Annotated in this window: 21 protein-coding genes, 1 tRNA gene and 1 pseudogene; 12 read left to right on the forward strand and 11 right to left on the reverse strand. The window is 41.8% G+C overall.

What is annotated here, in order from left to right; genetic code table 11:
- Window positions 1-42: 42 nt before the first annotated feature.
- From lpxC to F7734_RS38855, 5 genes are all read left to right on the forward strand, one after another.
- Complete coding sequence (lpxC, locus tag F7734_RS38835; RefSeq protein WP_155749775.1) at window positions 43-891, forward strand: UDP-3-O-acyl-N-acetylglucosamine deacetylase; 849 nt, start codon at window positions 43-45, stop codon at window positions 889-891.
- A 143-nt stretch (window positions 892-1,034) separates the two neighbouring features.
- Window positions 1,035-1,565 (forward strand): 3-hydroxyacyl-ACP dehydratase FabZ, encoded by a 531-nt coding sequence (gene fabZ, locus F7734_RS38840; RefSeq protein WP_155749776.1) that lies wholly within the window; start codon window positions 1,035-1,037, stop codon window positions 1,563-1,565.
- A gap of 332 nt (window positions 1,566-1,897) precedes the next feature.
- Window positions 1,898-2,722, forward strand: a complete 825-nt coding sequence (lpxA, locus tag F7734_RS38845; protein ID WP_155749777.1) for an acyl-ACP--UDP-N-acetylglucosamine O-acyltransferase — start codon at window positions 1,898-1,900, stop codon at window positions 2,720-2,722.
- 236 nt (window positions 2,723-2,958) lie between these two features.
- Window positions 2,959-4,122: a lipid-A-disaccharide synthase gene (gene lpxB, locus F7734_RS38850; RefSeq protein ID WP_155749778.1), complete on the forward strand. Its 1,164-nt coding sequence runs from the start codon at window positions 2,959-2,961 to the stop codon at window positions 4,120-4,122.
- 98 nt (window positions 4,123-4,220) lie between these two features.
- Window positions 4,221-5,558: a DNA cytosine methyltransferase gene (locus F7734_RS38855; protein ID WP_155749779.1), complete on the forward strand. Its 1,338-nt coding sequence runs from the start codon at window positions 4,221-4,223 to the stop codon at window positions 5,556-5,558.
- An 81-nt stretch (window positions 5,559-5,639) separates the two neighbouring features.
- Here the strand turns inward: F7734_RS38855 and F7734_RS38860 are convergent, their stop codons facing one another.
- From F7734_RS38860 to F7734_RS38870, 3 genes are all read right to left on the reverse strand, one after another.
- A complete protein-coding gene (locus tag F7734_RS38860) occupies window positions 5,640-5,924 on the reverse strand; it encodes a hypothetical protein (protein ID WP_155749780.1) in 285 nt (94 codons plus the stop codon).
- Between the two features lie 88 nt (window positions 5,925-6,012).
- Window positions 6,013-6,294 (reverse strand): hypothetical protein, encoded by a 282-nt coding sequence (locus F7734_RS38865; protein WP_155749781.1) that lies wholly within the window; start codon window positions 6,292-6,294, stop codon window positions 6,013-6,015.
- 337 nt (window positions 6,295-6,631) lie between these two features.
- The gene (locus F7734_RS38870; RefSeq protein ID WP_155749782.1) at window positions 6,632-7,708 is read right to left on the reverse strand and encodes a hypothetical protein; all 1,077 of its coding nucleotides are present in this window, start codon (window positions 7,706-7,708) and stop codon (window positions 6,632-6,634) included.
- 313 nt (window positions 7,709-8,021) lie between these two features.
- On the opposite strand from F7734_RS38870, the gene mnmH reads away from it, so the two are divergent.
- Window positions 8,022-9,080, forward strand: a complete 1,059-nt coding sequence (mnmH, locus tag F7734_RS38875; protein WP_155749783.1) for a tRNA 2-selenouridine(34) synthase MnmH — start codon at window positions 8,022-8,024, stop codon at window positions 9,078-9,080.
- Between the two features lie 71 nt (window positions 9,081-9,151).
- Here mnmH and F7734_RS38880 read toward each other — a convergent pair whose 3' ends face one another.
- Entirely contained in the window at window positions 9,152-9,994 is an 843-nt protein-coding gene (locus F7734_RS38880) for a prohibitin family protein (RefSeq protein ID WP_155749784.1), read from the reverse strand.
- Between the two features lie 165 nt (window positions 9,995-10,159).
- Here F7734_RS38880 and nfi point away from each other — a divergent pair, with 165 nt between their 5' ends.
- From nfi to F7734_RS38910, 6 genes are all read left to right on the forward strand, one after another.
- Window positions 10,160-10,828: a deoxyribonuclease V gene (nfi, locus tag F7734_RS38885; protein ID WP_155749785.1), complete on the forward strand. Its 669-nt coding sequence runs from the start codon at window positions 10,160-10,162 to the stop codon at window positions 10,826-10,828.
- Between the two features lie 746 nt (window positions 10,829-11,574).
- Window positions 11,575-12,219 (forward strand): FHA domain-containing protein, encoded by a 645-nt coding sequence (locus tag F7734_RS38890; protein WP_155749786.1) that lies wholly within the window; start codon window positions 11,575-11,577, stop codon window positions 12,217-12,219.
- A 129-nt stretch (window positions 12,220-12,348) separates the two neighbouring features.
- A complete protein-coding gene (locus F7734_RS38895; protein WP_155749787.1) occupies window positions 12,349-14,310 on the forward strand; it encodes an FHA domain-containing protein in 1,962 nt (653 codons plus the stop codon).
- A 185-nt stretch (window positions 14,311-14,495) separates the two neighbouring features.
- Window positions 14,496-15,218, forward strand: a complete 723-nt coding sequence (locus F7734_RS38900; RefSeq protein ID WP_155749788.1) for a GDSL-type esterase/lipase family protein — start codon at window positions 14,496-14,498, stop codon at window positions 15,216-15,218.
- Between the two features lie 254 nt (window positions 15,219-15,472).
- The gene (locus tag F7734_RS38905; RefSeq protein WP_155749789.1) at window positions 15,473-15,907 is read left to right on the forward strand and encodes a hypothetical protein; all 435 of its coding nucleotides are present in this window, start codon (window positions 15,473-15,475) and stop codon (window positions 15,905-15,907) included.
- Window positions 15,908-16,012: 105 nt separating this feature from the next.
- Window positions 16,013-16,438, forward strand: a complete 426-nt coding sequence (locus F7734_RS38910) for a hypothetical protein (RefSeq protein WP_155749790.1) — start codon at window positions 16,013-16,015, stop codon at window positions 16,436-16,438.
- A gap of 122 nt (window positions 16,439-16,560) precedes the next feature.
- On the opposite strand, the gene F7734_RS38915 is transcribed toward F7734_RS38910, so the two are convergent.
- The 7 genes and pseudogenes from F7734_RS38915 to F7734_RS61110 all read right to left on the reverse strand — a co-directional run.
- Window positions 16,561-17,802, reverse strand: coding sequence for a VCBS repeat-containing protein (locus tag F7734_RS38915; RefSeq protein ID WP_155749791.1), 1,242 nt, complete (start codon window positions 17,800-17,802; stop codon window positions 16,561-16,563).
- A 538-nt stretch (window positions 17,803-18,340) separates the two neighbouring features.
- Window positions 18,341-20,227, reverse strand: coding sequence for an ATP-dependent zinc metalloprotease FtsH2 (ftsH2, locus tag F7734_RS38920; RefSeq protein ID WP_155749792.1), 1,887 nt, complete (start codon window positions 20,225-20,227; stop codon window positions 18,341-18,343).
- 262 nt (window positions 20,228-20,489) lie between these two features.
- Window positions 20,490-20,717: a hypothetical protein gene (locus F7734_RS38925; RefSeq protein WP_155749793.1), complete on the reverse strand. Its 228-nt coding sequence runs from the start codon at window positions 20,715-20,717 to the stop codon at window positions 20,490-20,492.
- 125 nt (window positions 20,718-20,842) lie between these two features.
- Window positions 20,843-21,364 carry a hypothetical protein gene (locus F7734_RS38930; RefSeq protein ID WP_155749794.1) on the reverse strand — a complete coding sequence of 174 codons (522 nt, stop codon included), beginning with the start codon at window positions 21,362-21,364 and terminating at the stop codon, window positions 20,843-20,845.
- Window positions 21,365-21,605: 241 nt separating this feature from the next.
- Window positions 21,606-23,036, reverse strand: a complete 1,431-nt coding sequence (gene gltX / locus F7734_RS38935) for a glutamate--tRNA ligase (protein WP_166482423.1) — start codon at window positions 23,034-23,036, stop codon at window positions 21,606-21,608.
- A 121-nt stretch (window positions 23,037-23,157) separates the two neighbouring features.
- Window positions 23,158-23,231: transfer RNA gene (locus F7734_RS38940), tRNA-Asp, on the reverse strand.
- A 244-nt stretch (window positions 23,232-23,475) separates the two neighbouring features.
- Window positions 23,476-24,063 (reverse strand): annotated as a pseudogene (locus F7734_RS61110) (FlxA-like family protein); the annotation flags it as partial.

The raw sequence follows: 24,063 nt of genomic DNA on the forward strand, positions 1-24,063 counted from the left end.
TAGCCATTAGCCATTAGCCATTAGCCATTAGCAATTAAAAAAATGCAACATACTTTAGCAGGCGAAATCAACCAAACCGGAGTGGGGCTACATAGCGGTGTCTCAACCCAAGTTCGCATCCTACCCTCTGATGCGGGTAGCGGTCGCTACTTTGTGAGAGTCGATTTGCCTGATACTCCGATAATTCCAGCACAAGTAGCTGCAGTTAATCAAACTGTGCTCTCGACGCAGTTGGGTAAGGGTGAAGCTTCTGTACGTACAGTTGAACATTTACTTGCATCTCTTGCTACTATGAGAGTGGATAATGCCCGGATTGAAATTAATGGTCCGGAAGTTCCGCTTCTAGATGGTTCGGCAAAGGAGTGGGCATCTGCGATCGCGTCTGTTGGCTTAGTCTCACAACCTTCAGGTGAAGACAAAGTTCTTCCCATTTTGGAAGAGCCAATTTGGGTACGTCAGGACGATGCTTTTGTTTGCGCCTTGCCATCAGCAGAAGTACGGTTTACTTATGGTATTGATTTTGACTTAGAAGCAATTGGTAACCAATGGTACAGTTGGTCGCCAGGTAGCGAACGCACAAATTTTGCCGAAAGTTTTTTAACCGAAATTGCGCCAGCTCGAACTTTTGGTTTGCTACATCAAATTGAACAGTTACAACAATCGGGTTTAATTAAAGGTGGAAGCCTAGATAATGCTCTCGTTTGCGGACCCGAAGGGTGGTTAAATCCACCACTAAGATTTGCAAATGAGCCAGTACGTCATAAAATCTTGGATTTAGTAGGAGATTTGAGTTTGCTAGGTACCTTCCCCTGTGCTCATGTCTTAGCATACAAAGCCAGCCATAATTTACATATTCAACTGGCACAAAGAATTTTAGATTTTAGATTTTAGATTTTAGATTGGTTTCAAATCCAAAATCCGAAATCCAAAATCCGAAATCCAAAATCCAAAATCCAAAATCCAAAATCTCTTGGGGGAGGATCGGATCGAGCACCTACTAACATAACCAAAATATAAAATCAACAGCAGGAGCAATGACAACCGTCACCGAACAAGCGAATACCATTGATGTTTCCACACCAGCATCTAATAACCAATCGGATAATTCCACTACAAACAAAACTGACTCTCAAGTCATTTTTACAGTAGAAGACATCCATAAACTTCTACCCCATCGATATCCGTTTGCCCTTGTCGATCGGATTATCGATTATCTTCCAGGAAAACGAGCTGTAGGTATAAAAAACGTCACGTTTAATGAACCCCAGTTTCAAGGGCATTTTCCAGGACAGCCCATTATGCCGGGAGTGCTTATAGTAGAAGCCATGGCACAAGTTGGTGGTGTTGTTCTCACTCAGCTTCCAGAAATGGAAGGTGGGCTTTTTTTATTTGCTGGCATAGATAAAGTGCGCTTCCGCCGTCAAGTTGTACCGGGAGATCAACTAGTCATGACAGTGGAACTGTTGTGGGTAAAACAGCGTCGTTTCGGTAAGATGCAAGCGCGTGCTGAAGTTGACGGTCAGCTTGCTGCTGAAGGCGAACTCATGTTTTCCCTATCAACCTAAAAGCTTGTTTTTATGGGAAGGCACGACCGTGACGTGCCTTTCTTCAAGTCCAACTTAGGATATCAATAAAAGAAACAAGCTACAACAGCATCCTGCTCAACTTTTGACGCCCTCACACTCTCCTCTAGCTAAACACCATTTTGGATTTTAGATTTTAGATTTTGGATTGAGACAACCTTATCTAGGCTTAATCTCAACCTAACTATCTATTACATTTTTCTCAAAATGGTATAGTCTCACACTTTAGCTACCAATCGAACTACCTAATCTTACGTGCAGACGCGCAATTGCGTGTCTGAACGCAGCACTCAAGACTTTTCTGGAGAGCACCCTTGAAAACGCTAATTCATCCTACTGCTGTCATTCATCCTAATTCAGAATTGCACCCCACGGTGCAAGTCGGTGCGTATGCTGTGATTGGAGGGCATGTCAAAGTTGGTCCCGAAACCGTAATCGGCGCTCATGCCGTATTAGAAGGACCATTAGAAATTGGGGCGCGAAATCAAATTTTTCCGGGTGCCGTTATTGGCATGGAACCTCAAGATTTAAAATATGCCGGCGAATACAGCTGGGTCAAAATAGGAAATGATAACTCAATAAGAGAATACGTCACCATTAATAAAGCAACTGGTGCGGGTGAAGAAACTCGCATTGGTAACGGTAACCTGCTCATGGCTTATGTCCATGTAGGTCACAACTGTGTTATTGAAGATTCTGTAATCATTGCCAACTCCGTTGCTTTAGCTGGACACGTCCACATAGAGTCACGTGCAAGACTCAGTGGAGTGTTGGGAGTCCATCAATTTGTGCATATTGGAAGTCTCGCAATGGTGGGAGGCATGGCACGTATTGACAGAGATGTACCTCCATATATGTTAGTAGAGGGAAATCCAGCGCGGATACGCACTCTCAACCTTATAGGACTTAAACGCTCTGGAATGGATCTCAATGAGTTTCAAATTCTCAAGAAAGCTTTTCGCATTCTCTACCGTTCGGAGTTGACGTTTAAGGAAGCTATAGAACAGCTCGAAGAACTGGGAGAAACCCCACAGCTACAGCACTTACGTCGCTTCCTCCTCCTTTCCCAAATGCCGGGAAGACGCGGTTTGGTTCCAGGTAAGGGGAAAGCTGCTAGTAGTGATGAGGATAGGGAATAGGGGATTGGGGACAAGGGAGACAAGGGAGACAAGGAGGACAAGGGAGACAAGGAGGACAAGGAGGACAAGGGAGACAAGGAAGACAAGGGAGACGAAGTAAATTTTCTACCTTGTCTACCCCTCTCCCTTGTCTACCTTGTCTAACCCCCTCTCCCTTGTCTACCTTGTCTACCCCCTCTCCCTTGTCTACCCCTCTCCCTTGTTTACCTTGTCTACCCCCTCTCCCCAATCCCCATATGCGTATATTTATCAGTACAGGCGAAGTATCTGGAGACTTGCAAGGTTCGCTACTTATCTCCGCACTCAAACAACAAGCTGCAACCACAGGGTTTTCACTAGAAATTGTGGCACTGGGTGGTGAAAAAATGGCATCTGTAGGAGCTACTTTACTGGGAAATACTACCCATATTGGTTCCTTTGGTCTTATAGAATCGTTACGCTTTGTTCTTCCAACATTTCAAATTCAGCGACAGGCAATTGCTGAACTCAAGCAACATCCACCAGATTTAGTGGTGCTTATCGATTATATGGGACCTAATTTGGGCATTGGCAGCTACATTCGCCGTCATTTGCCACAAGTCCCTATCGTTTATTACATTGCTCCACAAGTATGGGTAGCTTCAATTACGCCGAGAGATACTGAAAGAATTATTGGTGTCAGTGACAAGGTGCTGGCGATTTTTCCACAAGAAGCGCGTTACTTTAAAGACAAAGGGGCAAACGTAACTTGGATAGGTCATCCTCTGATAGATAGAATCAAAACTTTTCCAAGTCGTGAAGTTGCGCGAACTGAGTTGGGAGTTAAAGACGGTACTATAAATGTTGCTCTTATTCCTGCTTCTCGCTATCAAGAACTGAAGTATCTCCTACCAGTAATGTTTCAAGCAGCACGGGAGATTCAATCCAAGTTACCACACGTGCATTTTTGGATTCCCTTGTCTTTGGAAATATATCGAAAACCTATTGAAAAAGCGATACAACAGTTTGGTTTGCAAGCGACTGTAGTCTCTGGTAAACAACAACAAGTGCTAGCAGCAGCTGACTTGGCTATTACCAAGTGCGGTACTGTCAACTTGGAATTGGCTTTATTAAGTGTACCGCAAGTCGTTTTATACCGTCTCAATACATTGACTTACTGGGTGGCTCGAAACATCTTCAAAATTTCTTTCCCCTTTGCCTCACCTGTAAATTTGGTAGTTATGAGGTCAATTGTGCCAGAGTTTATCCAAGAAACCGCAACTCCGGAAAATTTGACCGAAGCAGCTATGGAATTGTTGCTCAATACCGAACGGAAGCAGCAAATGCAAGCGGATTATCAGATTATGCAGCAGTCTTTGGGTGAAGTTGGAGTGTGCGATCGCGCTGCTAAAGAAATTCTACAAATGCTGCCAAATCTTTAAGATTAAATTTTAGGCTTTGCGGTAAACTAGTACCCATGTTTTAATTTGGAGACACTGCAAATCAGTGTCTCTTAAAGTTTTATACCAAAAATCCACAATTGTTATCCTCAGAATCCCAAAGCCAAAGCCCGGACTCGAAAATCCTCAGCCGCCCCATTGCTGTGGATTTATTTGCAGGTGCTGGAGGTATGACACTTGGTTTTGAACAAGCAGGTTTTGATGTCCTTGCGTCTGTTGAAATCGATCCAATTCATTGTGCAATACACGAATTTAATTTTCCTGTCTGGAAAATTTTTTGCAAAAGTGTTGTTGATATTACAGCACAAGAAATCAGAAGTGACTCCTGTATTGGCGATCGCGAAATCGATGTAGTATTTGGTGGTCCTCCCTGTCAAGGATTTTCCTTAATAGGAAAACGTATCTTTGACGATCCTCGTAATGCTTTAATCTCTCATTATATAAAATTAGTTTTAGAATTAAAACCCAAGTTTTTTGTTTTAGAAAATGTTAAAGGAATGACTGTTGGCAAACACAAAGAATTTATTTCAGTCATTATGAATGAATTTGAAGAAAATGGCTATCAAGTTCGCCAAGAGTATAAAGTCTTAAATGCGTATGAATACGGAGTGCCACAAAATCGTGAAAGGTTATTTTTACTAGGTAGCCGTCAGGGGTTAGAATTACCAAAATATCCAAAGCCAATAACTAAACCTGTTCAATCGAAAAAAGCAAGTTTAAACAATCCACTACCCACCAGCCCTACAGTTTGGGATGCGATCGGAGACTTACCGGAAGTAGAAAACTATATAGAACTTTTTCAACAAGATTGGGCGATCGCAAATTTTGGAAAACCAAGCCATTATGGGAAACAGCTTCGCGGTTTTGCCCCTGCAAATAATGACTATTCTTATCCACGTCAGTACGATCCTCGAATACTGACTTCCAGTTTAAGAACAAAACATTCTCTAGAATCTATTAAAAGATTTGAAGCGACTCCGTATGGGAAAACAGAACCAGTAAGCCGCTTTCTTAAACTCGATCCTGAAGGAATTTGTAACACTTTAAGAGCTGGAACTCCAAGTAACAGAGGAGCGTTTACTTCTCCCCGACCAATTCATCCATTTACTCCAAGATGCATTACTGTACGTGAGGCAGCACGTTTACATTCCTATCCAGATTGGTTTAGATTTCATACAACAAAATGGCACGGATTTCGACAAGTAGGAAACTCTGTTCCACCTTTGTTAGCACAAGCAGTAGCATCAGAAATTATCAAAACTCTCGGTTTAGTTCCTGAAAAACCTCTAATTCTACAAAAGCTAGGGAATAAAAATCTCTTGATGTTTGATATGTCTGAAGCTGCTCGCTATTATGGTGTCGATCCGCATATTATTGAACCAAGAAATAGAGGGTTAAAAAATGAATATGTAATTTAGGAAATTGTAGGTTGGGTTGAGGAACGAAACCCAACATTTATCAGAATTTGTTGGGTTTCGTTCCTCAACCCAACCTACGTTCTAAACTTCCCAAGGCGAAGGAATAGCAATGACTGATAAAACTTTTGCGACTTGCAATTTTACAGCTATCCTACCGCAATTGGGACAAGTCACTTTAATATCCAGCTGCGGTTCTCTCTCATGCTGAATCAATAATCCCTGTTTGCAGTTCCAGCACTCGCATATAACACGTCCTTGGGGTTTATCAACATCTAAGAGTCTAACGTGCTGTTCTACTTGAATTCTGGGCTGGGAGTTGCGATCGCGTTGTAGTTTTGGAGATGGAGTCTGTGTTTCTTGATTCATGAAGAATTATTTCTTGAAATCTAAATGTGCATATGGTTTGGTAACTGCACCCCATTGCATCTTAACGGAATTGTGTCTTCATTAGCTATTAATTTTGTACCGAGCGGTAGAAAAAGTAGTAGTGTTCTCGCTTCAAAAAGCGATCGCTACCAACTTCATTATTATTTAGAGAAATATTTTCCTGATTTTGATTGTTAGTTGGAACTAGAATTTGGACTAGTAAAGGAGTCCAAACAGCAACGCACATCAAACTCAGCATCCCGACTAATTTGCGAGATTTCGCATTTTTTTGTCTTGGTTTTGCCAGTCTTGATTGACAGCAAACCATCTGGGGAGACCAGAAATGATTATTAAAATCGTAGTAACTCACTTGTAATCTTGTTGCTAAGTTGGAAAGCAAACAAAAAGTTTACCAAAATAAACTTTAATAGGAGAGACGAAAGATCGTAAAAATAGATTCAGAAAATTTTATAAATCTTTGCCTTTGACAATTTTTACTTTATCAAGTATTTTCTAACTACTGACCTATAAAGTGCAATCCTCCAAATTTATCAGGGCTTATACAATTTCGCTAAATAATTCCTACATACGATCCCCCCTTTCCCTCGTGAAAAAGGGGGGCTATACCCAATTTCTCTTAATTTATAGAAAACAAAAAACAGATCGATCATTAAAACCAACCACTTTGAATTGTGGTAATTCACGTGTTACTGGTTACTGGAAAGCATTTGCTTAGCGAATTCCCGATGCAATTGGTACTGCAAAATCTTCTGTTGTGCTAATGAGTAGTTGGGGCTAGAGGTTGGTACACTTTCCATAAGTTTAATGGCTTCTTCCCAACGACGGGAAACAGTTTTCCATTCATCTTCAGACTGCGCCGACTTTGTGAGCCTGGTTGCTGACTTTGCTTTCTTCAAACCTTTTTGGTAGGTGCTATCCTCTGGAGGAGTAGTTTCTGCGGGTACTGCTAATTGTTTTTCAATATAAGATAAATTTGCTGATACGGTTTGTTTCACTTTTGGTAAATTAGCAAAGAAATACATCCATAACCCTGCTACAGTTATCAACACAAGGGTGAAAATTCTTTGCGGTAATTTTCGATATTTGACAATTAGCTCGGTTATGTTAGTTTTCTTTTTACTCGATACCTCAGTTGCTGGTGTTTGAGTCGCGATCGCTTCGGCTTGTTGGTTTTCTGGTTGAATCTCTGCTGTTTGCTCCTGGGCAACACTCGGTTCTTCACTGATGAAATCGTCCACAAAAAGCAAGCGATCTTTAAAAAGATATTCAAGCTGATAAAGGAAAGCAGCACTAACAATCCAAACAGCAGCAAACAGAATTTGTACACCTCTGTGAGGTTGATTGTAGGTGTAGATAATTTTTTCGTAGTCAACTTTGAACAGAGAAAGGAAGGGAATACAAATTAATGCTGCTATCAGGGTAGATAGAACAAACACTAACCAACCATACAGACTTTCCCTCCAACTAATAATCCCTGGTACTAATCCTTGAGGTGTTTTCACACTCTCACCTGGAATAGCAGGAATAAAGCGGCTGAGAAAAAAGTGGTGGAAAAAGGCGATCGCAGGTATTGGCGAGATGAGCAACAATATCAACATGACAGAAGACAGTTCTGGCTGTTGAGACCACTTACCCAGATAGTAGTCTAACAAATTGCTACGTCTAATAAAAGCCCCTAACCCAGCCATAAACACTGATACGATCAAAGCGTTCAGCCATGCACTAGGGTAAGGCAACCACATAGGTAATCCAAGTTTTTTCATCTCACACCTGCCGTATTTTAGTTAAAGGATAAATTTCAATACTGTCAACCCTTGAAAACGAGGTAAGATATTTCACTAGCATGCAACACATGAAGTCTTATTAAATTTTTACTAAATTAGCATCTATCAAAAGAAGTATTTTCTAGAAAAAGAGTCATTAGTAGAGAACACTGGCGCAATAATACCATTCCCCTTACCAGTGTCAAAATTAAGAAACATAGTGTTTGATAGCTAGCGTTAATCAGATCCCCGACTTCTCCAAGAAGTCGGGGATCTTGCAGCCCCGAACCTGAATTTAATTTACGATTGCTTAATGCCACCTTTACCTACGTATACCAAACAACCTTGGACAGAGACTTACAGTGAAATAATTGATGTTCGTTCTCCTAGCGAATATGCGGAAGATCATATCCCTGGTGCTATCAATTTGCCGGTGCTAGATGATGCAGAACGTGCTCAAGTAGGAACAGTATACAAACAAGATTGTCCCTTTACTGCCCGAAAAATTGGTGCTGCTTTAGTTTCCAAAAATATTTCTCAGCATTTGAGTCAGCATTTTGAACCAAAAGGAAAAGATTACCATCCCCTAGTTTACTGTTGGCGAGGCGGACAGCGTTCCAACAGCATGGCTTTGGTACTGACACAAATTGGTTGGCGTGTCACCCTTGTCGAAGGCGGTTACAAGACATACCGTGCTTATGTTCGCAACCAATTAGAAAAATTACCAGAAAAATTCACCTACCGCATCTTGTGTGGTTTAACTGGTAGTGGCAAAACTCATATTTTACGCAAAATGCGCCTGAATGGTTTTCAAGTCTTAGATTTGGAAGCGCTGGCAAATCACCGAGGTTCCCTACTTGGGGAAGAATGGGATCGTCAACCCTCACCTCAACCCTCTCAAAAATATTTTGAATCTTTGTTACTGAAACAACTGCAAAGCTTCAACCCTATGGAGACAGTCTGGGTAGAATCAGAAAGTAACAAAATCGGACAAGTTTATTTACCCCTGTCCTTATGGGACAAGATGAAACAGGCGAGTTGTGTAGAAATTCAAGTTCCTCTATCTACAAGAGTAAACTATCTCCTGCAAGAATATCCACACCTTACAACACATCCAGATTTCTTAAAAGTAAAACTAGAAAAGCTCAAATCTCGTTACAGCAAAGAAAAGCTGCGTGAATGGTATCAGTTAATTGATACCCAACAGTGGGGGACATTTGTAGAGGATATGTTAAAGTTCCACTACGATCCAACTTACTATAAATCGATGCAATGGAACTTTAATAAAGTCGATAAAATTCTAAAAATACCAGATTTATCTGATGAAAAGGTAGATATTTTACTAAATTCATTGTTAGCAATAAACATTTAAAGCTCACGCAAAGGCGCAAAGGCGCTAAGAAAAGTTTTGCGTCTTTGCGTCTTTGCGTGAAACACAAAAATCTACTCTTTCTTACCTGCTAAGCTTTCAGGACTAATATTGATGAGCGGTAAAGTACCATTACCACTTATTACTGTTGGAAAACGTCCATCCCACTTCTCTATCGCCTGCTTTTGTAATAATTCAGGAGTCAAAGTTTGTCGTTGCAATCTTTGTGCTTCTGCTTGACCCCTAGCACGATTCACATCTGCTTGGGCTTCTTGAGTTGCTTTCTTAGCAATGAACTCTGCTTGTTTAGCTTCTTGTTCAGCTATTTGCTTTGCTTCAATAGCCCTACTAAATTCAGGAGAAAAAGCAAAATTGACTAAAGACACATCATCAACTATCAAACCATAAGCAGAAAGACGTTCTTTTAGATGATTATCAATTTCTTCTTTCAGTTGCGTTCTGATAGTAATAATTTCTTCTGCCGTCTTTTTTGCTGTTGCGGCTTTCAACACTTCAGAAACAGCAGGAGTGATTATGCCAGTAATAATTTGTTCTTCATCACCTACTTGTTGATAGACTTTATTAACCCGTATTGGCTCAATATGCCAATTCACCGCAAGTTCTGTTGTGACTTTCTGTAGATCTTTGGAAGCAGCATCAGTATTAAAAGTATTTTGCCGAACTCTAACACTCAGTTTTTTAACTGTTGTAACAATCGGCATTATCGGGTGAATACCTTCATCTAACACCTGCTCTTGGACTTTTCCAAAATGCATGACAACACCCCTCTCACCTGCATTCACAATTGTGAAGGGACGGAACATCATCGCTAGAAGTAAGACAAATGCACCTCCTGCTAAAGAAAAACCCAATCTAAAATTATTGGCACTGGAGATTTGTCTGCTAATATTCTGCATACAGTTAATAGAATTTAATAAATTAAGCACCCGTAGAGTACACACAGTCAAACCTAAAGGTGGTTTTGTTATTCGAGTTTACTCTAGGAGAAAAACTCTTTAATATAGATACACCCCAAACCAAAGAATTTATGAAATATAATTGATAAACTCAAGTTTTAGTCTATGAAGATTTATCAACGTCATCCCTGGCCTACTACGGTAGATGAAGCCATAAAAATACAAGAACAACTCCAGTCTGAAGTGATTACTGAAGATAATCTCAAGCAACCTTTGCAATATGTTGCTGGTGTTGATATGGGTTTTGAAGAAGATGGTGCGATTAGCCGTGCTGCTGTAGCAGTGCTGAGTTTTCCTGATTTACAGTTACAGGAGACAAGCATTGCACGACGTCCTACAACCTTTCCCTATATTCCTGGCTTCCTTTCATTTCGCGAAATACCCGCTGTTTTGGACGCTTTGGAAAAAATTCAAACAACACCAGATATTATCCTGTGTGATGGACAGGGAATCGCCCATCCTCGCAGGTTTGGTATAGCTTGTCATTTAGGCTTAATTATAGATATGCCTACGATTGGTGTTGCGAAATCGTTACTTATTGGCAAGCATGAAGAGTTACCAGAAACACGAGGGAGCTGGCAACCATTAATACATAAAGGAGAAACTGTGGGAGCCGTTTTACGAACGCGTACAGGAGTTAAACCCGTATATGTATCTAGCGGTCATAGAGTGAGTTTACCTACGGCAATTGATTATGCCTTGCGTTGTACCACAAAGTATAGGTTGCCAGAAACAACTCGCTTTGCTGATAAACTAGCGTCTTCTAAAAACTAGAGGTTCTAGCCAATAGTCAAATTGAACGTAGGTTGGGTTGAGGAACGAAACCCAACATTTATCAGCATTTGTTAGGTAACGCTATTATCGATATCATCCTATGAATCAAATTTATCAAAGCGATAAAAGTTAATTGTGTTATCAGCAATTGAGAACTGATGCCCATCTTTATTGAGAAAATAGTAACGTCCAGCCTTAAACCCTGTAAATTTTACTACCAATTTATATCCATTAAGAAATTCGACCTTATAGATTTCGCCAACCTTAAGTGAATTCGGCTGTATCGGTTCCATATGATAACAAAGTTTATCGTTCAATAACCATAATATTTACACTCAAATTATTTTAGATGACTGCTGCAATTCTGCTTGCTGTTGAACAAATTATTTTTGAACTGTTGCTGTTCTGTTTGTGCTTTAACGTAAGCGAACACACTATCACCCAATGAGATACTTTCTGCACCCTTAACCTCCACAAATTACCGCAACAGTTTATTCAGTAAAGTTGTTAAACATAATGATTACCGATTACCTCGTTAAATTTACTGAATTAAAGTCAACAGCACGGTGGCGATCGCGTTTCCTCAGCTTCAGTTTGAGTTATGTTACGAAACATTCATAAAGCGTTGCTCCTTATCTTAAATACTAAGCTGACTTTCTAGCACCAGTTGTTTACTTCAATAAATCGTGTTAGGAATTGCACAGCGAGGAATTGAAGTTATTGATTGATATTACGGTATTCCAAAGATGAACTCACTCACTTTACAGTGGCAAGATGCAGGAAAAGACAGAACTCAGAAAATATACGAACAACAACAAAGTAAAAATCAAGGCACTGTTCGTATTGGTCGCGATCCAGCTCGGTGTGACATTGTACTGAATCATCCTACTGTATCAGGGTTGCATATTGAAATTTACTTTCATTCACAACAGCAATGTTTTTTGATTAGAAATTTGCGAGAACAGAATCCCCCACTTGTCGATGGACGGCAACTAGTTGAAGGTACATTAAGACTGAATCAAGGCAGTACTATTTATTTAGGGCAACAACAACTCCACGTAACTGCCGTTTCTATCTCCTCAACTAGCAATGTTCCAGAAACACTTTTAGCCCCACCAAAACCACAAGCAGTAAATTCTCAACCTGTTACACCAGCTGTAGGGCAAGGACAATATCGCCCCCACCAACCTACACCTCCTGTCAGGCAACAACCAGTTGTACAAGGACACCACCATTATTCACCGACTCCACCCGTACAGCAGGGAGTTTACGGTTTGCAGTGTCCCAAATGTTATAAAGTCTCTTCCTCAGAACATTTACAAGTCGGTTGTCCTTGGTGTGGAACATCTTTAGCCGCAGCAATGAGTGTTTTAGTCCCACCTGGTATTTAGGGAAAGGAGGACAAGGGAGACAAGGGAGACAGGGAGACAAGGGAGACAAGGGAGACAAGGAGGATAAGGAGAATTTTTGGTTGTATAGTTTATAACTAAATAATTATTTGTTAGATTAATTATTCACTAATGCCTAATAATTTACAAATTCAACTAACATGGGACGATCCCACAACAGGGGAACGACGAGAACCTCGTTTAAATGGGCCGATTGCTCTTGGTCGTGATTTTGCTGCCTTACCTGCTCAACTCCAGGGGCGTCCTGTTGCTCGCATGCTGCTGAATAGCAGTCAAGTTTCTCGTTTCCATGTCCTGATTGATTGGGAACAAAATCAGTTGGTGGTGACTGACCAAAACAGTACTAATGGTACTGTTGTGAACGAGCAGCGTCAGACACGCAGCGTTCTTGCCAGTGGCGATACCGTGCAAATCGGTCCATACATAATTACTGTAACCCTTGCTGTTGCTGGCACACCTGCACCTACTCCTACCGTTCACTCCGCTATCCAGTTCAACCCCAATACCAATCTCCCAGACCCCACCCTACCTGCTTCCCAACCTGCAACACCATTAGGTAGCAATTTTCCACCCTCTGTATTTCACGAAGAACTCGTGCCCGTGCAAGCACTACACGCAACGGGATTACCAGTAAGTGAGAGCGATTATCTTGCGGTTGGGGCTGGGCTAGGTAGCTATATATGGGTAGATTTATTGAGAATGTCTGGTGTTGGCAGTGAGAATATTGTGGCTTTGGGCTTGGAAAAAGAACCGTATGCCCGATACAAACGCCTTTGCTTGAATTCCCAAATTCCCTTGCACGAACGTTTGCGTTCAAATTCCGATTCTTGCCCTGATAATATTTGGGGTTGGCCTAGTTATGCGTTACGAGAAGCATGGCATGATTTTTCTCAAGGGAAATTAGACCAATCTTTTCGCTATTTGTGGCAAGTTTTTAATGAGCCAACTTTTGCCGAAACTTATACACCCCGTGCGAGAAATGTCTTTGATTCGATAGGCAGAGAAGCGAAACGCATAGGCTGGGATAAGATTTACCGTTACGGACGGATACGGGCAATTCGTAAAACGGATGACGGTAGATATTGCGTAGCTTATTCCCAAGGACCGGGAAGCCATGCTTTTCATGTAGCTCGCTATCTGCACTTGGCAACTGGTTATCCAGCTATTCAGTTTCTCCCTGATTTGCAAGCTTATCGTGAGAATTATCAAGATTCTAAGTCTGTTGTCAATGCTTACGAAGAACACAACCACATTTACGAGCAACTGGAAAAACAAGGTGGAAAAGTCTTGCTGCGGGGACGGGGAATTGTGGCTTCCAGAATTGTACAGCGTATTTATGAAGCACGTCGGCGCAATCGTAATATTACAGTTTTACACTTGATGCGATCGCCCAAACCAAAGGGCAATAGATATGAGAAAGCACAGCGTCTTGTTAAGAACCATTACGAATACCAACCGTTCAATTGGCCCAAAGCCTGTTGGGGTGGCGAACTCCGCGCCGTGTTAGAAAAAGCTAGTCCCGACGAACGCAAGCGCTTGCTAGCAGATTGGGGTGGAACGACCACAGCAGATCGTCATGACTGGCAACGTATTACTGAAGAAGGATTACGAGAAGGTTGGTATAAGATTGAATTCGGTGAAGTGGAAAAAGTCGAACGTGATGCTCAGAGTCGTCCAGTGACCTACATTCAAGAAAAAGGTTTTGGGCAAATGACGTTAGAAGCCGACTTTATTGTTGATGCCACTGGGTTAGATGCCAAAGTGGAACTCAACCCCCTTTTGGCAGATTTAGTGAAACATTACAACTTGCCGTTGAACCATCTGGGAAGGTTATCTGTGGCAAATAATTTTGAAGTTGTGGAAATGCGTAATGGGAAAGGTCAAATCTATGCGGCTGGGGCAATTACCTTAGGTGGTCCCTATGCAGCTGTTGATAGCTTCCTGGGATTGCAATATGCTTGCTTGTGTGCTGTTGATGGTCTTGCTGCTGCTCGTGCGCCCAGAGTCAAGCGATTGAATGCCATGAGTTCTTTTGGCAATTGGTTAAAGTGGGTATTTAACCAGTCACCGTAGGAGAATTTGCATCGAACACGTAAGTACTTTGTCACTCAATTTTTAAAGAATTGTAAAGTTTGTACCAAAAAATCAGTAGTTATTATGAAGCTACTACAGAAAACTATAGAAAAATTGTCAGGATAACCATTAATGGTATAGAACTGTATAGAATTCTATAGAGATATAAAATGTAAAATTTTAAGATGCAGATATTTAAAGCACCTTCCCCAATGCATCTGTCAGTGGTACCAAAACTCTGTCAGCCCCTAAAAATAGTGGCGTTAGGAGATAGTTTAGTTTATGGATTTGGCGATCCAGAAGGAGGCGGCTGGGTTGAGCGACTGCGGCGGAGTTGGATGTCACCTGATAGTCCTGGTCACGTTCTTTATAATCTAGGAGTGCGGGGCGATCGCACCCAGCAAGTAGCCCACAGATTGGAAGCTGAGTTTCGCCATCGAGGCGAACTGCGAAACCAGGTTCCCGACTTGATTATTTTATCGGTAGGAGTTAATGATTCAGCGCGGTTAAGTCGTCCTAATGGAAGAAATTTTACGGACTTTGCCGTTTTTGAATCAGAAATCGCAGCTTTACTTGACCGAGCACACCAACTATGCCCGGTCTTATTTGTTGGCATGATGCCAGTCGATGAAGCTAAGATGCCCTTTCTTGATTGCTTCTACTTCAATCATGCCGATCAACACCGTTACAAAGAAGCTACTAAAGTTGCTTGTGCTAAACGGGGTATTCCCTATCTCGATATTTTTGAGCAATGGATGGAACAAGGTGAAGCTTGGAGGCTTAAGCGAGTAAGTGCTGATGGTCTCCATCCTAATACTTTAGGATATAAAACCTTGTTAGAAGATGTTGTGGGTTGGGAAGCAATGAGTGAGTACAATTCTATTGCCGATTGCCAACTTGCTCGTTAATAAAAGTATAATTTCAAGACTGCTTGGGTTTTGCTACAAATTTCAAACCGTGTAGGTTGGGTTGAGGAACGAAACCCAACTCATACAAAGATTTGTTGGGTAAAGATTTTTTTTGAATTCAAACATACAATAGACTTCTTGCAAAAATCAAGAAAATGAATAATGAACCGCAGATGCACGCAGATGAAATGTGCTTAAAGAGTAGTTAACTTGGTGAAAATAAAAATCTAGCCTTCGCAAAGGTACTTCTCAGCATGGCAAAATTTCTTCAGGATTACATGTGGCAGGACAGTATTTTTGCCATTAAGCTCAGTTGTGAAGCCAGCAATTTTAAGGCTTTTTATAGTCAGTTGCATGAAGAGCTACCTCAAACATCGAAAGAAACCAGGAGGCGTAATGCAGGCACAATTGTGCGGCGATTTTTCCCAGAGAGAAGTCTTAAGCAAGCGACGCGACTGACGTGGCGTAGCTACGAGGATGAAAAACTGTTGCAGCATTTGATGCGGTATCAGTTCTTGGTAAGCGAGCCAGTTATTGCGGACTTCGCCGCCAAACTTTACGTTCTAAACAGCGAACCAGGCGATCGCCTAGAGTTTAGGGAGTTGGCTGACTCTTTTCTTCAACAAAATATTAACAACCGAACTATTTTGCAACAACTCCAAAAAGTAGCAATTAAAACGTTAAGCTGACATCTTGCACCTTCTCAATCAGGAAACGTGGGCAGTGCCCACCCTAGGAAAAAATCAAATAAGATTGCTATAGAATTCTTGCTTCCAAACATTTGATTGTTTATTATGACTCCTACTTTATTTGGTCGCTGGCAAACTCGATTGTTATTACTTGCTACTGTAGGCGTGGTAGTATCTATACCATTTAGGATTGGTTGGGTAGGTTCTTATCCCAGTGCGGCTTATTTTTGGATACTAGCTTATGTTGCTCTCTTTGGTTTGGGATGGGATCTTGTATACGACCAAATTCAAAAGTACCGTTGGGATCGAGATTGGCCTGCTGCATATCAACTCTTTGCTGGTATCTGGGAAATGATATTTATATGGTTAGTAGTAGGTGTCTTTCGCATTCTACCTATACCCAACTATCCACCGATAGGTGTGTTTTTACAGCATTACAGTGTTGTGTGGTTAGCAGTTTTTATTGTTTCGCAAAGTCTGATGCGGATAATCTTTGTCCGTTGGCGCTTCCATGGTGGACAGTGGTTGTAAAGCGTTGGCGAGAGAATTTCAATGTTTTTAGTTTTACCCCACCCTAACCCTCCCCTTGCTAAGGGGAGGGAACTGAATTTTCCATTTCCCCCCTTTATAAGGGGGGATTAAGGGGGGTAATACTATGCGGTATACCATTCAGGAGAAAGTGGTTCTACAGGAGATTCGCTATAGGTAGTACCATCCATTGTCCAAACCTTGTTCTCCCCTGTTTGATAATTCCGCCAGAAGATGTCAGATTTGCCATCTCCATTAACATCAGAAATACTAGCTTTCCAAGCAGCACCAGGGCTTTGAGGTTGTAGAGCAACATCACTGATGACGGTTGCACCATCCATTATCCAAACTTTATTCTCACCTGTTTCTTCGTTGTACCAGAAGACATCGGTGTTGCCATTGCCGTCAAAATCACCAATCTGAGACTTCCAACCAGAACCAGTGAGTGTAGGTAAGGCAGCATCAGCGACAACATTTCCATCATCAAATAGCCAAACTTTGTTCTCTCCGGTTGCAGTATTGCGCCAAACAATATCAGTCTCAAAAGTTTGAAGACCAAAGTTAAAATCACCAAAGCTAGCAATTTGCCATTCTGTACCTAGAGTAGGCGCTATGGATGCAGAAGCAGTTGTACCATTCATCAACCAAATGATATTCTCGCCAGTTGCATTGTTTCGCCACAGAATATCTGTATTGGTATCACCATTGAAAAAGCCTGCTTTGGCTGTCCAATTTGTATCAAATGTATCTAAAGCTGCTTCAGATATAACACTAGTCCCATCCATCAACCAAGCTTTGTTTTCGCCTGTTTGAGTATTGCGCCAGAAGATATCAGTTTTGCTGTCACCGTTAAAATCAACAAGGGTAGGACTCCATCCACCAGTTAAAGGAGTGAGAGGAGCTTCGGAGACAATTGTTGTTCCATCCATAACCCAAATCGTGCTTTCGCCTGTCTGAGTATTGTGTATGAGAAGATCTGTTTTGTTATCAGCATTGAAATCAGCAATATTCAATGTTGAGCCAGGAGCTAATGTTTTAAGAGAGGCTTGAGCAAGAATATTGCTACCATCCATTAACCAAAGAGCGGTTTCTCCAGTTTGAGTGTTATACCAAAGCTTATCGTTCTTCCCATCACCATTAAAATCAGCAAAAATTGCAGAACTAGTCATGAGGGGATTGGAGTTTTTTGATGGAGTAAGAATGTTATCAGGTATTAATCCTGATTCTAAAGATGATTCTGAAGAACCAGAATAAGAACTCTGAGTACTTAAATCTCCAACGTATGATTGAGTAGTTAATCTATCATCAAGAGGGGATGGATTAGAAGAAATATTTGTTTGGATATTTGTATTGAGAGATTCCGGCATGATGTTTCTTTCTTTTTAGTGCTCATCCATTTTTTAACCCATTTTTTTTATTGCTTATGTTAAGCGTTAACAGATTCAATGTATTTTTTATTTTTTGGTTTTTTAGCAATTTTAAAAAAACCGAAAATTGTAATTATGTTTTGTTATTTATAATGTTATACGTTAACAGTTTTATTGTTTTCTTATTGTCTTCCAATAGCACTATATTTAGCAATAAATATATGTAACATTGACCACAAAAAAATCAATAGGAAGCATTTGTGGCAAATTTATTATGCAATTAAAAGATAATAAAAGTGTTTAATAGCAATACGATCGCTAAATCCTGTTCAAAAAATTGATTCATTATTCAAATCTTCTACTTTTGACTGTAAGTACGACTCCCAAACCGCTATAACTGTATCTATGAGCGTAGGTAGGGCTAAAGCCCACCGTTAAATATTGGTGGGCTTTAGCCCTACCTACTACAAGGTGAGCACAAAGGGGCGTATTATAATACACCCCTACTATAATTAGACAAGCTGAGAAGAAAGTGAGATTAAAGAGTAGGAATAAACTGTTGTTTTTCAGGCACAGTTGTGTATTCAGCTACTATTTGCCGGAATTCTTCACCATCAATGGTTTCTTTCTCAATCAGTAAATCTACCAATCTATCCATGACAGTACGATTATCTCGTACAATCTTTTTCGATAATTCGTAGCACTCGTCTACAATGATGCGAACTTGAGAATCAATTCGCGAGGCAATGGATTCTGAGTAATCAGATCTGGTCATCCAATCACGACCTAAGAAAACCTCACCTGTTTGGCTTTCTAAGGACACCGGACCTAGCTCGGACATCCCAAATCTTGTTACCATTTGTCTTGCCATTCCGGTAACTTGTTGCAAGTCGCCGCCTGCACCAGTGGTAACTTCAGCAGCACCAAAGATGATGTCTTCAGCAGCACGACCACCCAAAGCACCCGTAATTCTGGCTTTGAGTTGCGATCGCGTGATTAGCCCTTGTTCTTCATTAGGAATAAACCAGGTTAAACCTTGTGCTTGTCCCCGTGGAATCAGGGTTACTTTTTGGACTGGATCGTGGTCTTTCAGCAAGGTGCCTACGATGGCGTGTCCTATTTCATGGTAGGCAATCAAACGCTTGCTCTTGCTGTCCACCAATGGTGTTCCTTCCATACCAGCCACAACCCGGTCTACTGCATCATCAATTTCTATATTGGTGATGGCATCTTTACGGCGTCTTGCAGTCAGAATAGCGGCTTCGTTCAGTAAGTTGGCTAAATCTGCACCAGTAAATCCAGGACAGCGACGCGCAATGGCTTCTAAAGAAACGCTCGGGTCTAGTTTCTTGTTGCGGGCGTGGACTTTTAAAATTTCCAAACGTCCTTTGATGTCTGGTGCATCTACAATCACTTGTCTGTCAAAACGTCCGGGACGCAATAGGGCTGCGTCTAATACATCAGGACGGTTTGTAGCAGCGATAATAATGATACCCGTGTTGCCCTCAAAGCCATCCATTTCGGTCAGCAATTGGTTGAGAGTTTGCTCGCGTTCGTCATTTCCGCCACCAATGCCCGCACCCCGCTGACGCCCTACAGCGTCAATTTCATCAATAAAGATGATACAAGGAGCATTATCTTTTGCTTTTTTAAACAGATCGCGGACTCGAGAAGCACCAACCCCAACAAACATTTCCACAAATTCGGAACCGGAAATGCTAAAGAACGGTACGCCTGCTTCACCTGCGATCGCTTTTGCCAAAAGTGTTTTACCTGTTCCTGGAGGTCCAACTAGCAGCACTCCTTTAGGAATGCGTGCGCCAACTGCAGTAAATTTCTCTGGCTGTTTGAGGAAGGTTACAACTTCTTGCAATTCCTCTTTAGCTTCTTCAATACCGGCAACATCATCAAATTTGATTCCGGTTTTTGCCTCCATTTGGAAGCGTGCTCTTGATTTACCGAAGTTCATGGCTTGACCGGGACCACCTGGTAAGTTGCTAGAACGGCGGAACAGGAAAAACAAACCGGTAATTAGTAAGACAGGAAAAACAAGATTCCCTAACAGTCCCCAAATTGCTCCATCATTTCGCATGGGGTGAGCATCAAAACTCACTCCTTTGTCTTTAAGCTTTCTAATCAACTCAGGAGCACTAGCTGGTAAGTCTACCCGCACTCTCTGTACGCGGTTATCCAATTCTGGATCGACAGCTTCCACAATTGCCGTTCTACCGCCTTCATATAAATCAACGCCTGTCACGCGATTGGCGTCTAGATATTCTAGAAAGCGACCATAAGTCATGCGAGTACTGGCTGCATTCTTGCTTAAATCTGTAGGAGCACCGGAAAATGCGCCCTGCCAAAAGAAAAAGCCAATTACCAATGCTGGCAATGTCCAGAGTAGTAGAACTCTCCAGGAAAATTTCATTTTTGTTTGCCTCTAGATAGTGCAGCAGCCCAAAAATAGAGCTTTTAAATCAATGTTTTTATATTTATGTGTCACAGCGAGCGCCCCCCACCAGCTTTGGCAAGTTGCAGGAGCTGAGACAACATTAATAATCTTAATTAAATTTAACTTAATTTTGCCCCGTTGTACTATACAGATCTGGCGTGAAACCACACTTGACTCACGACATTTCCATGAAAAATCTCTACTGAATGCTCAATTCAAGCTCTTGATTTCTTTTTTCTTAAATTTCGTCAGGATTTATTCCTTGCGATCTGAGCACCTCAGCTAACTTTGCTGCCCGTTGCTCTGCTTGAGATGCTCGCTGTTCCGCTTGGGATACCTGTTGCTCTGCTTGAGATACCCGTTGCTCGAGTTCCTGAGAGGTTAACAGTTGTTCACCCGTTTGGGCATCTTCTATCACAACTCGACCATCTTGAAGTCCAATAAGTAACCCGACTGTCTCAAACAAAATACGTCCATCTTCATCAGGAGTCAGTGGTAAATACTGACCATCACCAAGCGATAGTCCTCTGATAAATCCTGAGATGCAGCAACTGTCATTGTTAGCGCTCCCTATTTGTCATTTGTCATTGGTCATTTGTTATTTGTCACTGATTTACTTGATTGTGTGATGCGTAGCGTGTATGGAAGATATTTATCTTTTGTATAAGAGCCAATCCAAATGTTGTAGCTTCCTGGCAACCACTCACCGAGAATACCGGGATTTTTGTTTTCAAAATCGTCATTGCACCAAGTGCCTCCGGGACCTTGAATAATTAAAGTGGTATCTTCTGGACTTTCTACTTGCAATTTTAAATAGTCAAACTTATTTGTTAACTCTAGCGTGTGGTCTGGTTTTTCATCAAAAAATCCCGTACACGGTCCTGTGGGAGTTTCTCCCTTTCCAACCAGTTGCTTCCCCGGTATGGATCCGCCACTCATTCCTCGGACTGTCATTGGATCTGGAGAAACTTTGTGACCAATAGTCATATCTCCAAAGATCGGAGGTGGTGTTTCTTGTTGAGCATCAGCTGTCATGGTATTTACTGAGGCGATCGCTATTGTCGCGACTAGCAAAGAAATTCTTATCCCCGAATTTATAACTTTTGTCAGCATCTGAATTATATATTTTCTTAAGTAGTTCTAGTGACGTTAATTTTACATAAAAAGTTTCCAATACCAGGGTATCTAACTCACTTTTTTACAAAAAAGTTATAAAAACGCTCCGGATTGTCAATCAACCAAAGGAAGTACCATGGATCTGACACCTCCCCTCGTTGACACCTCCCCTCGTTCCCAGGTAGAACCTGGGAACGAGAAGGTAAGAGCTGGGAACGAGAATGGAGTACTGTATCCTTTAGACTGCTTGAAGCAAGCGAGGCTTATCTAAACCAATTTTATTGAGCAGCAACCAGGATTGAATGAGATCCGGACCGTGCAAATCTCCTGTTAAGCCAGCCCTGAGAGAACGCATGACTAAACCTTTTTTAACGTTTTGCTCCTTGACGACTTGCTTAATCAGTTCTTGAGCGCTAGCTTCTGTCAACGGCTGATTGTCCAAAACATCTACAATCCACTTGAGAGTGGCAGCAGAACCCTCTTGCTTTAATTGTGCCTGTGCTTCCTCGCTAAATTCAACTGTGTCTACAAAAAAGAGTCGAGAAATTGAGACTGCGTCTGTCAGGCGAGTGAGGCTCGGACCAATTAAAGTGACTAACTGTTCCAACCAGGGACGATCGCGTCCTCCTGTCAATTGGTATCCCGCTTCTTCCCAAAAGGGGATTGCCAGATCCGTGAGCCGAGCGACAGGCATATTGTGAATGTACTGACTGTTAATCCAGTCCAATTTCGCCCAATCAAATTTTGCTCCTGCTTTATTGACTCGCTCAAAGCCAAAGACTTTGGCTGCTTCCTCTAAGGTGAAAAGTTCTTGAGTTGAGTCTGGGGGGGACCAACCCAATAATGTCATGTAATTGACTAGCGCCTCAGATGTAAAGCCCATTTGCTTAAAGTCAAAAATAGATGTGACTCCATCTCGCTTGGAAAGCTTGCGTCCTTCTTGGTTGAGAATCAGGGGCGCGTGAGCAAACTCCGGAACTTTGGCACCGAATGCTTCATATATAAGTATTTGTTTGGCAGTGTTCGCAATATGGTCTTCGCCTCGAATAACATGGGTGATTTGCATATCCATGTCATCGATCACAACAGCAAAGTTGTACAGAGCTACACCGATATCATCTGCCGCTGCACGAGCAATGACCATATCTCCGCCCAGATCGTTCCCCCGCCAGACCATTTTGTCACGGACTAGGTCGTTCCAAACAATTTCGCGATCGTCATCTATTTTGAACCGAATGACAAAGCTGCGCCCTTCTGCTTTGAAGGCGGCTTCTTGTTCTGGTGTGAGATTTCGGTGGCGATTATCGTAACGCGGAGCTTCTCCTCTAGCTTTCTGTGCTTCTCGCAGCGCTTCTAATTCTTCTGCAGTGGTATAGCAGCGATAAGCCAATCCCTTATCTAAAAGTGTTTTGACTGCTTGTTTGTACATTTCCAAACGCTCCGTTTGGAAAAATGGTCCTTCATCCCAAGTCAGCCCCAGCCAGCGCAATCCCTTAAGGATATTCTCTGTATATTCGGGACGCGATCGCTCGACATCTGTATCTTCTATCCGCAGGATAAATTGACCGCCGTGGTGGCGGGCAAACAACCAATTAAAGACGGCTGTCCTTGCTGTACCAATGTGTAAATTCCCAGTTGGGCTGGGAGCAATACGGACTCTAACAGTCACTGAAATTTCTCTCTTTGTCTAATGCACAACTTATGTAGCTTATACCAAGTTACAAGAAACGAGTAATGTTACTCACTCGCTTTTAACTCGATACTCATAAATTATTTTTTATATCCTCTTACGGGACTGACGGGGCTCGAACCCGCAACTTCCGCCGTGACAGGGCGGTGCTCTAACCAATTGAACTACAGTCCCTTGCTTTTGTTCACTTTATTCATTATGCCTAACTGTTTGCCAGTTGTCAAGAGATTTTGGATTTTAGATTTTGGATTTTAGATTTTGGATTGACAAAGCCTTACCGAGACTTGGTTTCAAGCAATTATTTTGAGTTTTAGCGCTTTTCCTCTCTAGACCCCCATGGGCAATTACCCAAAACACTCGTTATGACAATTTTCTTTCCCTACTCCCTATCCCCTACCCCTTATCTCCTATTTCTCAGCTAAGATACCACAGGTGGTGTATCCAATGCCAAGCGATGCAGGATTTGAGGTTGCATCAGTTTGTACTGTTGTTTTAGCAACTCTTTACTTAAGGCAACGGCAGAAGAGGGAGGTAAACACTTACTCTGCTGTGTCCAGTTTTTGAGTAACTGTCTTTGGAGAGTTTCGATATGACAACTAATAACACTCGCACATGAGTTGGGGGCTTCCAAAGTAAAGAAAATCAAAGGATAGCGTTCACTCTCGGCTAAGGAATGCACTATTTTGTGGTTTTGGGGTTTTTGCATATCCAAATAGCAAGGAAGCCATTTTGGGCCCAGTTCTTTGTTATGGAGCAGTGTCACCCATAAAAGCATTGGATGAGGAGATGTGACAAAGATAAATTGGTTGTAACGAGTCGAAAATGCATAGCTGTTGATTTGGTGTTTGGGCATCATTAGCAGCAAGGCGCTGATAATTCCCGCTCCAGTATCGAGAAGATAGGGAAAAACAATTTCCTGAATTGGTTTGTCTTTGGGCCACTCAAGTGTTTTACAAGCTTGTTCTACTGCCAGAGTTAATCCAGAACTGGGGGTAGGGTGTAGGGG

It is taken from the genome of Scytonema sp. UIC 10036 (genome assembly GCF_009725235.1).